The sequence below is a fragment of the Polaromonas sp. YR568 genome, from assembly GCF_943369675.1.
GTDB lineage: Bacteria > Pseudomonadota > Gammaproteobacteria > Burkholderiales > Burkholderiaceae_C > Polaromonas.
This window is the reverse complement of the sequence record NZ_CALROB020000019.1, coordinates 68,742-82,486: the sequence shown is the minus strand read 5'-3', so window position 1 is coordinate 82,486 and position 13,745 is coordinate 68,742. Positions and strand designations below refer to the sequence as shown.

Below are 13,745 nucleotides of genomic sequence, written 5' to 3'. Positions count from 1 at the left end.
TCTTCTTCGAGAACTGCGGGTTCTGGCGCTGCTCGCGGCCGGCAGGATCAAGCCTCACGACTGGGCCTCCCAGGTGGTGCCGGCGGCAGAATCCTTGAGCACAATGCCCTTGGCCAGCAAGTCCTGGCGGATGCGGTCGGCTTCGGCGAAATTCTTCGCGGCCTTGGCGGCGGCGCGCTGGGCTATCAGGCCCTGGATGCTGGTTTCATCCAGCCCCGCGCCAGACTGAAGGAACGCCTTGGGATCGCCCTGCAGCAACCCAAGCGTGCCACCCAGCACTTTGAGCAGGCCTGCAGTTTGGGCCGCATCCTCGGGGCGGGCACGGTGAACACCGGCGGCTAAATCAAACAGGATCGCAATGGCTGCCGGCGTTCCGAAATCCTCATCCATAGCGGCCTTGAATGCGGCCGCGTGCGGATGGGTCCAGTCCAGAGAAACCTGCGCGGGCGTGACGTGATGCAGTGCCGTGTACAAACGCTTGAGCGCATTGCGTGCGTCGTCCAGGTGGGCGTCGCTGTAGTTAAGGGCGCTGCGGTAGTGCGTGCGCACCAGGAAGAAGCGTATGGTCTCGGCGTCGTACTGGGTCAGCACTTCGCGGATGGTGAAAAAATTGCCCAGCGACTTGGACATCTTCTCGTTGTCCACGCGCACAAAGCCGTTGTGCACCCAGAAGCGGGCCAGCGGCTTGCCGTTGGCGCCTTCGCTCTGGGCGATCTCGTTTTCGTGGTGCGGGAACTGCAGGTCGGCGCCGCCGCCGTGCAGGTCGAAGGTCTCGCCCAGGGTCTGGCAGCTCATGGCCGAGCACTCGATGTGCCAGCCGGGCCGGCCGGGGCCGTAGTCGCTGTCCCATTTGGCGTCGTCGGGCTCGGTGGGCTTGGCGCTCTTCCAGAGCACGAAGTCCAGCGGATCTTCCTTGCCGTCGAGCACCGCCACGCGCTCGCCGGCGCGCAGCTCGTCCAGGGACTTGCCCGAGAGCTTGCCGTAGCCCGGGAACTTGCGCACCGAATAATTCATGTCGCCGCTGGAGCCGCGGTAAGCCAGCCCCTTTTTCTCCAGCGTGCCGATCATGGCCAGCATTTGCGGCACGTACTCGGTCGCGCGCGGCTCCAGCGAGGGCGGCTCCATGCCCAGCGCGCCTATGTCCTTGTGCATGGCTTCGATCATCTCGTCGGTCAGCGCGCGGATGGTGATGCCGCGCTCGACCGCGCGCCGGATGATCTTGTCGTCGATGTCGGTGATGTTGCGCACATAGGTCACGCGCAGGCCGCTGGCCTTGAACCAGCGCTGCACCACGTCGAAGGCCATCATCATGCGCGCATGGCCGATGTGGCACAGGTCGTAAATCGTCATGCCGCACACATACATGCGCACATGGCCGGGTTCAAGCGGGGAGAATTCTTCCACGGCACGCGACAGCGTGTTGTAAATGCGAAGGCTCATGAAAATTGGGGTGGCGGGGGGACGTCGGTCGGGACCGACTATCGGTCGGACGGGGGAACAGGAGGGTTTATCTCACGGACGCCAGGGGCGGACAAGAGCCGATTGGCGTACGCGCAAAAACGTGCGATAAAAAAGAAAAGTACGGAATCCGGGCGGCCATGGACTATACCCCCTCAGCTACAATCGGCCAGTATATCCAGCCTGTCGGACAACATTCAGCGGCGCCGCTGGCCCCCTGAAAAGCCGGTTGTTTATATTGACTTTCCGCCCGCCGCCCGTTACATAGCCCCCAGGGGATTTAAAACAATAGCGAGAGTTCGTATGCCCACGCAAAGCTTCTTTACCCGCAAACCTCTGTCAGCCGCACTGCGCATGCTGGTGGTGGCGGCCGCCCTGTCGGTGTCCGCAGCGCACGCCGACGACTATGCCGACGTGAGCCGGCTGATGCGTGCCGGCCAGTTCCCCGAAGCACTCGCCAAGGTCGACCAGTACCTTGCCACCAAGCCGCGCGATCCGCAGATGCGTTTTTTCAAGGGCGTGATCCAGACCGAAACCGGCAAGTCCAACGAGGCCATCGCCACCTTCACCAAGATCACGGAAGACTATCCCGAGCTCCCCGAGCCCTACAACAACATGGCCGTGCTGTACGCCGGCCAGAGCCAGTTCGACAAGGCGCGCGCCGCGCTTGAAATGGCCATCCGGACCAACCCCAGCTACGCCACCGCGCACGAAAACCTCGGCGACGTGTATGCCCGTCTCGCCAGCCAGGCCTACAGCAAGGCGCTGCAACTCGATGGCGGCAACGCGGCCGTTCCGCCCAAGCTGGCCCTGATCCGCAACCTGTTCTCCGCCGACCCCAAGGCACAGCCGCAAGCCGCCGCCAAACCCGCCGCCGGCGCGCAGGCCTCCGGCCCGGTCACGGTCGCCGCGCCGGTTCCCGCGGCAGCCGCCAAGCCCGCGCCAGTTGCTCCCGCAACCCCGGCTGCGACACCCGCTGCCACGCCGGCCGCGCCTGCGGCGCCCGCCACGCCGGCGGCACCTGCCGCTGCCACCGGCGCCGAGAAAGACGTCGAAGCCGCCGTTCGCAACTGGGCCCAAGCCTGGTCCAGCAAGGACATGAGCGGTTACCTGGGCAGCTACGGCCCCAACTTCGACCCGCCCGGCAACCAGGCCCGCAAGGCCTGGGAAGAAGACCGCCGCGCGCGCATCGTCGGCAAGTCCAAAATCAGCGTGAAGCTGTCCAATCTGTCCGTGTCGGTGCAAGGCGCCAAGGCCACCGCCAGGTTCAAGCAGGACTACAGCGCCGATACGCTGAACATCTCCAGCCGCAAAACCCTGGACCTTGCCAAGGTCGGTGAGCGCTGGGTGATCGTCAAGGAATCCACAGGCGGTTGATCGCTGGCGGCCGACCTGACCCAAGTGCACTGCCCAGTCCGTCCCCCGCCCGTCTTCGCCGGCCGGAAGTTTTTCGTGGAAGTTCGTATGAAAAAGGCGCTCACAGCCCTTTTTTTCACGCTGCCTTGCCTTGTGCTGGCGCTTGCCTGCGCGCACGCGCAAGCCCGCTCCCACGCACAAGCCACCGCCAAACCTGCCGCGGCATCTCAGCGCGAGTCGCGCGACGGCGAAGCGGAAGCCCGGCTGATTGAGATTTACAAGCTGATCGGCCAGTCCAGTCCGCGCGAAGCCCTGCGCAAGGCCGAAAGCCTGGTCAGGGACCATCCCAATTTTCAGCTCGCACAGCTGGTCTACGGTGATTTGCTGGCCGGCTTCACGCGCCCATTGCGCGCGCCCGGCGACGTGCCTGAAATCACCGCCAGCAAGACCGCGGCCCCGCTGCTGGCCGAGCTGCGCCAGGAATCCCTGCTGCGGCTGCGCGCGCTGCGCGAGCGACCGGCGCCCGGCACCGTGCCTTCGCAGTTCCTGGCACTGTCCCCGCGCAACAAACATGCGATCGCCATCGACGCCTCCAGGTCGCGCCTCTACCTGTTTGAAAACTCCGCCGGCGGCATCAAGCTGGTGGCCGACTATTACATCTCCGTCGGCAAATCCGGCATTGAAAAATCCGTCGAAGGCGATTTGCGCACGCCGGTCGGCGTGTACTTCATCACCAGCAACCTGGACCGCAAATCGCTGCGCGACTTCTACGGCTCGGGCGCCCTGCCCATCAACTACCCCAACCAGCTCGATGTGAAGCGCGGCAAAACCGGCGGCGGCATCTGGCTGCACGGCACACCGCCGGCGCAGTTCTCTCGGGCGCCGCTGGCCACCGACGGCTGCGTGGTGCTGGCCAATCCCGACCTGGAGCGCATCATCCGCACCGTCGAGGTTCGCAGCACGCCCGTGGTCATCGCGCACAGCCTCAAATGGGTGGCGCCGCAATCGCTCGCGGCCGACAGCAAATCCTTTGAAAGCATGCTGCAGGGCTGGCACAGTGCCAAGTCCAGCGGCGACATGGCGAAGCTGACCGCCTGGTACACGCCCGACTTCACGAGCTACGGCAAGACGCTGGCCGAATGGACACCGGCGCTGCAGACCGAACTCAAGCAACTCGGCGGGCGCGACATCCAGCTCAAGGACGTGTCTTACCTGCGCTGGACCGACAGCACCGACACGATGGTGGTAACCTTTGGCGAGCTGGTCAAAGGCGCCAAGACCGGCCGCACCAAACGCCAGTACTGGGTCCGTCAGGGCAGCCAGTGGAAAATATTCTTTGAAGGAACCATTTGATGGCAGTTCACCCCGCCTTTTTGCCCGTGCGCCGCGCCTTGCTGGCCGTTGCCGCGGCCGGCCTGGCTTTTGCAGCCGGCCCAACGCTTGCGCAAAACGCCCCCAAGGTCAAATTCGTCACCAGCGAAGGCGACTTCGTGGTCGAGGTCTACCCCGACAAAGCCCCCAAGACGGTCGAAAATTTCCTGCAGTACGTCAAGGACAAGCACTACGACGGCACGATTTTCCACCGCGTGATCAGCAACTTCATGGTGCAGGGCGGCGGCTATGACGCCACTTACGCCGAGAAAAAGACCCGCCCGCCCGTGCCGCATGAAGGCCGCGAGGCGCTTGCCAAAGGCGGCCCCAAAAACGTCGTCGGCACCCTGGCCATGGCGCGCACCAACGACCCCAACTCCGCTTCGTCGCAGTTCTTCATCAACGTGAAGGACAACGACTTCCTGAATCCGACCATCATCCCGCCCGGCGACCCGGTGCCCAAATTCGAATACCAGGGCCGCGTCTACGAAAACACCCCGCGCGCCCAGCTCGTCAACGCACCCCAGCTGTACGGCTACACCGTGTTCGGCAAGGTCGTCAGCGGCATGGAAGTGGTCAACAAGATCAAGTCGGTGCCGACCGGCGCGGCCGGCCCCTTCCCGACGGACGTTCCCAAAACGCCCGTCCTCATCAAATCAGCAACCCTCGTCAATTGATTGACCCACCCCTACAGGACACCATCATGAGCAACCCGAAAGTCGAACTGCACATTGCCGAATACGGCGTCATCACGCTTGAACTCGACGCCGACAAGGCGCCCAAGACCGTCGCCAACTTCCTGAGCTACGTCAACAAGGGCCACTACGCCAACACCGTGTTTCACCGCGTGATTCCCGGCTTCATGGTGCAGGGCGGCGGCTTCGAGCCCGGCATGAAACAAAAGCCCACCGACGGCGAGATCCAGAACGAGGCCAACAACGGCCTGAAGAACGACAACTACACCGTGGCCATGGCGCGCACCAACGCGCCGCACTCGGCCAGCTCGCAGTTCTTCATCAACGTGGCCGACAACGGCTTCCTGAACCACACCGCGCCCAGCGCCTCCGGCTGGGGCTATGCCGTGTTCGGCAAGGTGGTGGGCGGCGCCGACGTGGTCGACAAGATCAAGGCCGTCAAGACCGGCCGCAAGGGCTTCCATGACGACGTGCCCATGGAAGACGTGATCATCCAGAAAGCCGTTGCGCTGGCCTGAAGCAGCCGGTGAACACCCCACCGACCGTGCCCGGGATCGCAGCGCTTCTGGCGCCGCCGTCCTGGCGCACGGTCGATTTCATTTCGGACCTGCACCTGCAGGCCGCCGAACCCGCCACCTTCGATGCCTGGCGGCACTACCTTGAGAGCACACCCGCCGACGCGGTCTTCATCCTGGGCGACCTGTTTGAAGTCTGGGTCGGCGACGATGCCGTCGGCCAGGACCTGTCCGCTCCCGCAGCCGGCTTTGACGCGCGCTGCGTACAAGCCATGGGCGAAGCCGCCGGCCGGCTGGCGCTGTTCTTCATGCACGGCAACCGAGACTTCCTGATAGGCCAGGGCCTGATGGACCTGTGCAACACCACCCTGTTGAGCGACCCCACCGTGCTGGAGTTTCCCGCCGGCTCGGGCCGGCGCTGGCTGCTGTCGCACGGCGACGCCCTGTGCCTGGACGACACCGATTACATGGAATTTCGCCGGCAGGTGCGCAGCGCCGAATGGCAGCGCGCCTTCCTCGCCAAGCCCCTGGCCGAACGCCTGGAGATCGCGCGCGCGCTGCGCCGGCAAAGCGAGGAACGCAAGCGGTCGGGCGCATCCTATGCCGACGTCGATGCCGATGCCGCCCGCCAGTGGCTGCGTGCCGCCAATGCTTCGACGTTGATCCACGGCCACACCCACAAGCCGGCGCTGCATGACGTGGGCGGCGGCCTTTCGCGCGTGGTGCTCAGCGACTGGGACCTGGCCGCGCCGGTGCCGCGTGCCGACGTGCTGCGCCTGTCCGCGGGCGGGTTGCAGCGCATTGCCCTATGCTGACCGCCATGTACTCTCTTACGGCCCTTCCCCCGACGAACACACCCACCCCATGCTGAACTGGTTACGAACGCTGGGGCGCCAAGGCGCCCCCACCACCAAGACCATTCCCGACACCCTGTGGATGGACACCTTGCTGCAGTTTCCCTTCCTGGCCCGCCGCCCGGTGGCCGAGTTGCAGCGCCTGCATGAGCTGGCCGGAAAATTCCTCAAGCAAAAGGAATTCACCGGCGCCAACGGGCTGAAAGTCACCGACGAAATGGCCGTTGCGATTGCCGCGCAGGCTTGCCTGCCGGTGCTGCACCTGGGCCTGCGCTGGTACGACGACTTCAAGGGCATCGTCGTGCATCCCGGCGCCATGCTGGCGCGCCGCGAAGTCACCGACCAGGCCGGCGTGGTGCACCGCTACAGCGAAGCCTTGCTGGGCGAAGCCATGGAAGGCGGGCCCGTCACCCTGAGCTGGCAGGACGTGGCCGCCGCGGGCAGCTCGGCCGAGCAGGGGCATAACGTGGTGATCCATGAATTCGTCCACAAGATGGACATGCGCGACGGCGCGGCCGACGGCTGCCCTCCCCTGGCCTCGCGCAGCGCCCATGCCGGATGGCACTCGGTGATGCAGCCGGCCTATGACGGGTTTTGCGAAAAGGTGGCCATGGCCAGGCGCTTCGGCGCCGAGCCGCCGTGGCTGGACGACTACGGCGCGGGCTCGCCAGCGGAATTTTTCGCCGTGGCCTGCGAAGCCTACTTCGTCAACCGCGAGCGCTTCACCCAGGATTTCCCCTCTTTAACGGTGCTGTTCGACAAGTTTTTCATTCCCGCCAAATAAGGCAAACGGAAGGCAGCGAAGGCCGGGCCGGCCGCGAACGGTTTTCACCGTCGTTTAACCCCTTTCCCCCGCCGCCTTCGTTTCAGTGAGCTCCATCCCCTTACGGAGCTCCCATGAAACCCCAACTCCTCGCCTCCTCCCTCCTGCTGGCCCTGTCCGCCTGGGCGCTACCGGCTTATGCCGTCGGGCGCATCGCCGACGTCAGCGTGACAGACCGCGACACCGGTGCCGCGCTAGCGCTGTATTACCACCGCGGCGACTACTGGGTTGCCGGCCGGTACGGCGCGAAATACGCGATCACCGTGCGCAACAAGCTCGGCGAACGGGTGCTGGCCGTGACCGCCGTCGATGGCGTGAACGTGCTGAGCGGCGAAACCGCCGCCTGGGACCAGACCGGCTATGTGTTTGCACCCTGGCAGCAGTATCAGGTGACGGGCTGGCGCAAAAGCAGCAGCGAAGTCGCCGCGTTTGAGTTTTCCGCACTCGGCGACTCTTACGCCGGCCGCACCGGCAGGCCGGCCAATGTCGGCGTGATCGGCGTGGCGCTGTTTCTCGAACGCCCGCCTGAGCCGGTGGCGCAGGTGCCGGCCTACTCCTACTCCCGCCGCGGCGAGCGCGAGGCCGACGCAGCCGCCGGCCTGCGCAGCGCCCCCTCAGCCCCTGCCGCACCCGCGCCTGAATCACCCACCACCGGAAAATCCGCGGCGGCAGACCGCATCAGCGGCGGCGCTGAAGCGTCTGCGTCTGCTGCGGCGGAAGGTTTCGCCAGAAGGTCGCAGCCATCCCCGATGCCGAGCCCCAAACTCGGCACGGGACACGGCGCACGCGAAAGCTCGGTGGTGTCGCACACCAGTTTTGCACGCCTGCAAACCCAGCCCAACGAGGTGATCCGCATTCGCTACGACAGCCGCGAGAACCTGGTTGCCGCCGGTGTGATCCGCGAGCCTGCGGCGCACCACCCCATCCCGGACCCCTTTCCGCAATCAGGCAATGCCTCCTATGTCCCCGACCCACCGCGGTACTGAGCCCCCACGGTTGCTCACTGCGTGTAGCCTGCGGCATCTCCCTGCCCCCTTCATTACAAGAGGGGCCGCTACGCCTGTGGCCCGGCAAAGCCGGTTCCGCGGCCCCTACTGGTGGGCAGCATTCCTATGGCCCCTCATTGGATGGAGCTTCCCAGGCAGTGATAATCTGGCGCATGCCCAGCGCCACAACCGACGACGCAGCCGACGACAGCGACGAATCGCTGATGCTGCGCTATGCGGCCGGCGACATCGCGGCTTTCGATGTGCTTTATGCGCGGCACGAACTCGGCGTATGGCGCTATGTGTTTCGCAGCGTGCGGGTGCAGGCGGTGGCCGACGACTTGCTGCAGGACGTGTGGTTCGCCGTGGCGCGCAGCGCGCCCACCTATACCGTCTCGGCGCGCTTCAAGACCTGGCTGTTCACCATGGCGCACAACCGGCTCATTGATTACTTTCGCACGGCCCGGCACCACGTGAGCATCGACGGCAGCGCCGATGAAGACGGCGAAGGCGGCGAGCGCCGTGGAATAGGCGACACGCTGGCGGCCGACTCGGGCTTCGGCCCGCTGCGCCGGCTCGAGTCCAGCGAGCAGGCCGCGGCGTTGATCGCCGCGGTCGAGCGCCTGCCCCGCGAACAGCGCGAAGCCTTCCTGCTGCAGGCCGAAGCCGGCCTCAGCGTGGAGGAAATCGCCGCGGCCACCGGTGTGAATTTTGAGACCGCCAAAAGCCGCCTGCGCTATGCGCGTAACAGCCTGCGCCAGCAGCTACAGGAGTTTGCATGACAGAGCCTGACCGCAGCCCGCCCGGCGATGAGCTGACGCAGCGCTACCGCGAAGCCAGCGCGCAGGACACGCGCCGGCCCGGCGCGCACGTGCGGGACGCGGTGCACGCCCACGCGCAACTGGTCATCGCCGCCGGCAAAGCACCCACGGACAACACGCCCAAGGCCCCCGCCGCCAACCAGCCGCGCTGGAAGATATCCGCCCTTGCCGGCCTGGCACTGGCCGGTTTGACGGGCTTGCTGGTGCTGCAATACGACCGCGGCACGGACGAGGAAAAAGATATCGCATTCGGCCAGCCCAGCGCGAGCGCGCCACCTGCACCTGCACCTGCACCTGCACCTGCACCTGCACCCGTGGCTCCGCCGGCACCCCAGGCCGACAGCCGCAAGGCCGCAACCAAGCCGGTCGACGGAGCACTACAGGCCTCGAAAGAGCCGGCAAAACCCGCGCTCCAGCCTTCGGCAACCGGCGCTGTAGCGCCCAGGGCCGAAGCCGAAGCGCCAGCACCGTCTTCCAAAAGCGTGGCACCCTCGCCGGCTGCCCCGCCACCTCCTGCTCCTGCTCCTGCTCCTGCTCCTGCTCCTGCGCAGGAAAACACCCAGTCCGCACGGTCCGTCCCCCCGGCCAAAACCGCAATGGATGGGCAATCAATTCCCTTCGCGGCCCCGCCGCAGGCTGCGGCGCCCGCAGCCGCGGCAGTCCAAACCCCTGCGCCCGTGGCGCCGCCGGCACCTGCCCTGGCTGCCCCGGCCCCGGCTGCCGCCGTAGCGGTACCGGAGCAAAAACGGGAAAGGCTGGACGCGTCAACATCGCCCTCCCCACGCGCGCAAGCGCCCGCCAGCCTCAGGCTGGCAGCCGCGCTGCAGGACGCGGCCCGCGCCGGCAAGCTGCCGCAGCTGGAGCGGTTGCTCCAGCAAGGCGCAGCCGTCAATGCAGCCGATGCTGCGGGCCGCACACCTTTGATACTGGCCGCCATGCAGGGGCACACGGCCGTGGTCCAGCGCCTGCTGGCGGCGGGCGCGAACCCGGCGTTGATTGATAACGATGGATTAAATGCGCAGCAGCATGCACGGCGCCTGGGATTTGACGGGATCGCCCACCTGATAGCAGCGGCTCGCTGAGCCCTACGGCGGCGCGGGTGGCGAAGCTTAGTTCGCGTAGTACAGCACCGCCACAAAGTGGCAAACCGTGCCGGCCGCCACAAACAGGTGCCAGACGAAATGCCCGTAACGCAACCTGGAGTCGGTGGCAAAAAAGCCCACGCCCAGGGTGTAGCAAAGGCCGCCGGCCACCAGCCAGAACAAGCCCCAGCCGGGGATGAGCTCAAACATCGGCTTGATGGCGATCACGGCAATCCAGCCCATCGCGAGATACAGAGCCGTAGAGACGCGCGGGTAGCGGATGCCCGCCACGGCCTTCACCGCCACGCCGGCCAGCGCCATGGCCCAGACCAGGCCGAACAGCGTCCAGCCCCAAGGCCCGCGCAACACGCCCAGCGTGAAGGGCGTGTAGGTGCCGGCAATCAGCAGATAGATCGCGCCGTGGTCCAGGACCTGGAACACGCCCTTGGCGCGCGCGGCTCGCACTGCCGGCAGCGCGTGGTAAAGCATGGACGTGAAATACAGCAGCACCATGGTGGCGGCGAACACCGAGGCGCCCGCGATGGCTATCGCATCGCCCTGCTTCACGCTGGCCAGCACCAGGAAGGGTGCGGCCACCACCGCGGCGAGCAGCGCCACGCCGTGGCTGACGCTGTTGGCGATCTCCTCGCCCAGGCTTTGCGGCCGATCTTCCTGGCCTCCACGCTTTTCACTTCGTGTAATGCGCTGCCCCCCGAGGGGGCTGGACTTGCTTGGGGCGGCCCTGCGCTGCGTCCGCGGCAAGGCCACAGCAGCGGGGTCGTCGCTCATCGTTTGAGCAATGCCTTGAGCACGTTCTGCACACGCCTGGCGTTGCCGGCGTCAAAGTCGGCCGCCAGCACCTGGGCCGTGTCTTCGCCCCAGGTCTCGGCCGGCGCGGGCGCATTGCGCTTGGTCAGCAGCTGCAGTTGCAGCATGCGGCGCGCGCTGATGTGCTCGGCTGGCGTGGGCAGCTCGGCGGCGATCTCCAGGCGCAGCAGCGCCTCGGAGGCGTCCTTGCCCGAAGGCGTGCTGACGGCCTGCACCCAGCGGCTGCGCACCGCGGGCGGCACGGCCTTGCCCAGGTCCTGTGCGCTCGGCAGTTGCTCAGGGTCGCGTTTTTCCCAGGCGGTCAGCAGGTGCGTCAGCACCTCGCCGTGCGCCTGCATGGCGAGCTTTTTGAGAGCCTGGTTGGCCGCCTCAAAGGCTTCGCGCTGGGCGCGGAAAGCCGCGTCACCCAGGCGCGGGCCGCGCTCTTCAAAGGCCGGGCGGTCATTGCCGCGCGGGCCGCGGTCGTCACGGCCCGGGCGGGCGTCGCGGCTATCACGGTCGGGGCGGTAAGGCTCGAACTTGTTGTCGGTGCTCTGGCGCGGGCCGCCCGGCTTGCTGCCAGGGCGCGCGTCCTTGCGGTCGCCGAACTTGCCGCCGCGTCCTGCCGAAGCGGGTTCGGCCTTTTTCATGCCGGGACGGTCGTCGCCGCGCCGTGCCACGATGGGCTTGGGCGCGGGCTTGGGTGCCGGTGGCGGCTCAGCGGGTGCGCTGGCCGGCTCGGCGGCTTCGGAGAACTCAGCAGCTGCGGCGGCTTCCGCCTCGGCAACGGGCTCGGGTGCGACCTCAGCGGCCTGATCGGCTTGCACGGCAGGCTCGCTGTCGGCGGCAGCCAGCGTGGCCTCGACCGAAGGCGTGGATTCAGCTGGCGCAGCGGCAGGCGCGGCAGCAGCGGCAGGCGCCGCAGCCACGGGAACCTGGCCGCGCACGATGGCTTCCAGCGCCTTGGCGGCGGCATGGATTTTCTGCACGTCGCCGCTGGCGGTGGCGGCTTCCACGGCCTTGGAGGCATCCAGCACCATACGGTCATATTCGCCGAGGGCGGTGGCGGCTTTTTCACGCTCGGCGGTCTTGCGCTGGAAAGCGTCGTCTATGGGCTTGCGGAAGGCATCCCACATCTTTTGCTCTTGCTTGCGCTCGATAGGCACGGCCTGCGCTTCATGCTGCCAGCGCTGCTGCAGCGACTTGACGGCGTCTATGCGCAGTTGCGGCTCGGCGCCCAGCACGGCAGCTTCTTCAATCATGGCCTTGCGGCGTGCCACGCTTTCGGCGCGCGCGGCGGTCAGGCCGGCGTCGGCCGCGTCCATGGCGGCCTTCCACACAGGCTGGATTTCGGCAAAGGCCTTTTCGCCCAGGTGGCCGGCTTCGCGCCATTTCTCGACAAAGCCGTTCAGGCTGCGGATGTGGTGCTTCCAGTCGGTGTTGCCCTTGTTGGCTTCGGCCCAGGCCAGCACTTCGTCGATCAGCAGCTTGCGCTCGGCCTTGACGGTTTCGCCTTGTTCCTTGACCTTTTCAAGCCAGGCTTCGACGACCTTGTGCGCTTCGTTGCAGGCGTCGTCAAAACGCTTCCACAGCGCGTGGTTGGGTGTGCCGCCCTGGTCGCTGGTCTTCCACTGCTCGCGCATGGCGCGCAGGGCTTCCTGCTGCTTGCGCCCGCCCAGCGGCTTGGCCACCAGCGCTTCGGCCTTGACGACCAGCTCTTCGCGGATCTGGTCGGCGCGCCAACGCTGCCAGCCTTCGAGTTCGCCGGCGGCGGTCAATGCGGCGTGCGCGGCGGCTTCGAGCTTGCTGTCGATGTTGCGGATGTTTTCCTTGAGGGCCTGGCGCAAATCGGCGGCCACCTTGGGCGTGGACTTGCCGTGGCCTTCACCGACTTCATGCTCCAGCCGCGCCAGGGCCTCCTGCACGATGGCGGAAGATTTTTCGCGCATGTCCTTGAGCACGGCCGGGTCGATTTTGGCCTTGGGTGCGCGCGCGGGCTGCTCGCCCGCCGCGGGCGGCAGGCCGCGCGCGGCGCGCAGTTCGTCTGCCCACACGGGCACGGCGGGCAAAGGCGCGGAGGCATCTTCAGCAGCTTTCTGCGCCTGGGCGAGCGCGCCCTGGAAGGCGTCCCACACGGCGAGCAACTGCGCGCGCGAGGCATCGAGCAGCGGCGGGAATTTGGCGTCCACGCTGGCCCAGTTGGTGTCCTGCGTGATTTCACCGGCCTGCGTCTGCCAGTGCGTGACATCGCCGCGCAGGGATTCGAGGGCGGCTTCGGCATCGCGCCAGGGCTTGAGCGACAGCACTTCGGTGCGCTGGGCCAGCAGCACGGCGGCTTCGCGCTGCACCTGGGTGCGGTGCTGCAGGTCTTCAATCGTCTTCACGCGCTCGGCCAGTTGCGCCTTGAGGCCCGCCAGCGGCTCCTTGGACAACGGCGCGCCGGCTTTGGCGGCGTCGCGCTGCCAGGCCAGGGCGTCGGCCAGGTTGAGCTTGGGCACGGCCAGCAGCGCCTGGGCTTTTTCGGCCCATTCGGCGGCAACCGCTTCCTGGCCCTTGCTGCGTTTGATTTCGTCAAGCTTTTCCTTCAGCGGCTTGGCCGCGCCCTTGTCGCGGTTGGCCAGGTCCTTGTAGACCTCGGCCATCTGCTCGGGCGTGGGCTCGGTCGCCAGCCAGGAGCGGATGCGCGCGGTGCGCTCGCCCGAGGTGGGCGCGGAAAACGCGCCGCCGGTCAGGCCGTCCAGCGGGTGGGCTTCCGCTTGCTTGGGGGTGGGCGTTTTCACGGCGGGGGTTTCGGGTTTTGAAGATTTAAACATGGGAGGGCGCAAGGTCAAAAAGTAAGTGCCTCCAGCCGCAAGGCTCCCTTGGGAACGGGACGCTTTTGCGGACGGCGGCAGGTGTTGGAGTGGATGGGAGACCGAGCCGCGCAACCCGCGTTGCGCGCACTGGCCCTTCCCATAAAAGCTTTTATCAATAAAGC

12 protein-coding genes are annotated in these 13,745 nt (G+C 66.6%); 9 read left to right on the top strand and 3 right to left on the bottom strand.

What is annotated here, in order from left to right; translation table 11 throughout:
• Positions 1-54 precede the first annotated feature (54 nt).
• Positions 55-1,440 (bottom strand): cysteine--tRNA ligase, encoded by a 1,386-nt coding sequence (cysS, locus tag ACLV8F_RS12310; RefSeq protein WP_411884507.1) that lies wholly within the window; start codon positions 1,438-1,440, stop codon positions 55-57.
• A gap of 321 nt (positions 1,441-1,761) precedes the next feature.
• Between cysS and ACLV8F_RS12305 the strand changes: the two genes are divergently transcribed.
• The 9 genes from ACLV8F_RS12305 to ACLV8F_RS12265 all read left to right on the top strand — a co-directional run bounded on the left by ACLV8F_RS12305 (position 1,762) and on the right by ACLV8F_RS12265 (position 9,961).
• A complete protein-coding gene (locus tag ACLV8F_RS12305; RefSeq protein ID WP_411884506.1) occupies positions 1,762-2,835 on the top strand; it encodes a tetratricopeptide repeat protein in 1,074 nt (357 codons plus the stop codon).
• A gap of 87 nt (positions 2,836-2,922) precedes the next feature.
• Entirely contained in the window at positions 2,923-4,167 is a 1,245-nt protein-coding gene (locus tag ACLV8F_RS12300) for a L,D-transpeptidase family protein (protein WP_411884505.1), read from the top strand.
• Positions 4,167-4,862, top strand: a complete 696-nt coding sequence (locus tag ACLV8F_RS12295) for a peptidylprolyl isomerase (RefSeq protein WP_411884504.1) — start codon at positions 4,167-4,169, stop codon at positions 4,860-4,862. The genes ACLV8F_RS12300 and ACLV8F_RS12295 overlap by 1 nt, the downstream gene beginning before the upstream one ends.
• 26 nt (positions 4,863-4,888) lie before the next feature.
• On the top strand, positions 4,889-5,398 hold the full coding sequence (locus ACLV8F_RS12290; protein WP_411884503.1) for a peptidylprolyl isomerase: 510 nt from the start codon (positions 4,889-4,891) through the stop codon (positions 5,396-5,398).
• A gap of 8 nt (positions 5,399-5,406) precedes the next feature.
• Complete coding sequence (locus tag ACLV8F_RS12285) at positions 5,407-6,210, top strand: UDP-2,3-diacylglucosamine diphosphatase (protein ID WP_411884502.1); 804 nt, start codon at positions 5,407-5,409, stop codon at positions 6,208-6,210.
• A 49-nt stretch (positions 6,211-6,259) separates the two neighbouring features.
• Positions 6,260-7,033 (top strand): zinc-dependent peptidase, encoded by a 774-nt coding sequence (locus ACLV8F_RS12280; protein ID WP_411884501.1) that lies wholly within the window; start codon positions 6,260-6,262, stop codon positions 7,031-7,033.
• Positions 7,034-7,146: 113 nt separating this feature from the next.
• Positions 7,147-8,058: a hypothetical protein gene (locus ACLV8F_RS12275; protein ID WP_411884500.1), complete on the top strand. Its 912-nt coding sequence runs from the start codon at positions 7,147-7,149 to the stop codon at positions 8,056-8,058.
• Positions 8,059-8,231: 173 nt separating this feature from the next.
• Complete coding sequence (locus ACLV8F_RS12270) at positions 8,232-8,840, top strand: sigma-70 family RNA polymerase sigma factor (RefSeq protein WP_411884499.1); 609 nt, start codon at positions 8,232-8,234, stop codon at positions 8,838-8,840.
• Positions 8,837-9,961, top strand: coding sequence for an ankyrin repeat domain-containing protein (locus tag ACLV8F_RS12265; protein WP_411884498.1), 1,125 nt, complete (start codon positions 8,837-8,839; stop codon positions 9,959-9,961). Before ACLV8F_RS12270 ends, ACLV8F_RS12265 begins: the two co-directional genes overlap by 4 nt.
• A 27-nt stretch (positions 9,962-9,988) precedes the next feature.
• Here the strand turns inward: ACLV8F_RS12265 and trhA are convergent, their stop codons facing one another.
• Both trhA and ACLV8F_RS12255 read right to left on the bottom strand, forming a co-directional pair.
• Positions 9,989-10,750: a PAQR family membrane homeostasis protein TrhA gene (gene trhA, locus ACLV8F_RS12260; RefSeq protein WP_411884497.1), complete on the bottom strand. Its 762-nt coding sequence runs from the start codon at positions 10,748-10,750 to the stop codon at positions 9,989-9,991.
• The gene (locus ACLV8F_RS12255; protein ID WP_411884496.1) at positions 10,747-13,581 is read right to left on the bottom strand and encodes a DUF349 domain-containing protein; all 2,835 of its coding nucleotides are present in this window, start codon (positions 13,579-13,581) and stop codon (positions 10,747-10,749) included. Before ACLV8F_RS12255 ends, trhA begins: the two co-directional genes overlap by 4 nt.
• Positions 13,582-13,745: the final 164 nt, after the last annotated feature.

Excerpts from the sequence above, each read along its gene's own strand:
- ACLV8F_RS12300 (WP_411884505.1), top strand. The coding sequence starts at position 2,923 with ATGAAAAAGGCGCTCACAGCCCTTTTTTTCACGCTGCCTTGCCTTGTG.
- ACLV8F_RS12270 (WP_411884499.1), top strand. The coding sequence starts at position 8,232 with ATGCCCAGCGCCACAACCGACGACGCAGCCGACGACAGCGACGAATCG.
- trhA (WP_411884497.1), bottom strand. The coding sequence starts at position 10,750 with ATGAGCGACGACCCCGCTGCTGTGGCCTTGCCGCGGACGCAGCGCAGG.
- ACLV8F_RS12305 (WP_411884506.1), top strand. The coding sequence starts at position 1,762 with ATGCCCACGCAAAGCTTCTTTACCCGCAAACCTCTGTCAGCCGCACTG.
- cysS (WP_411884507.1), bottom strand. The coding sequence starts at position 1,440 with ATGAGCCTTCGCATTTACAACACGCTGTCGCGTGCCGTGGAAGAATTC.
- ACLV8F_RS12275 (WP_411884500.1), top strand. The coding sequence starts at position 7,147 with ATGAAACCCCAACTCCTCGCCTCCTCCCTCCTGCTGGCCCTGTCCGCC.
- ACLV8F_RS12295 (WP_411884504.1), top strand. The coding sequence starts at position 4,167 with ATGGCAGTTCACCCCGCCTTTTTGCCCGTGCGCCGCGCCTTGCTGGCC.
- ACLV8F_RS12280 (WP_411884501.1), top strand. The coding sequence starts at position 6,260 with ATGCTGAACTGGTTACGAACGCTGGGGCGCCAAGGCGCCCCCACCACC.
- ACLV8F_RS12255 (WP_411884496.1), bottom strand. The coding sequence starts at position 13,581 with ATGTTTAAATCTTCAAAACCCGAAACCCCCGCCGTGAAAACGCCCACC.
- ACLV8F_RS12290 (WP_411884503.1), top strand. The coding sequence starts at position 4,889 with ATGAGCAACCCGAAAGTCGAACTGCACATTGCCGAATACGGCGTCATC.
- ACLV8F_RS12265 (WP_411884498.1), top strand. The coding sequence starts at position 8,837 with ATGACAGAGCCTGACCGCAGCCCGCCCGGCGATGAGCTGACGCAGCGC.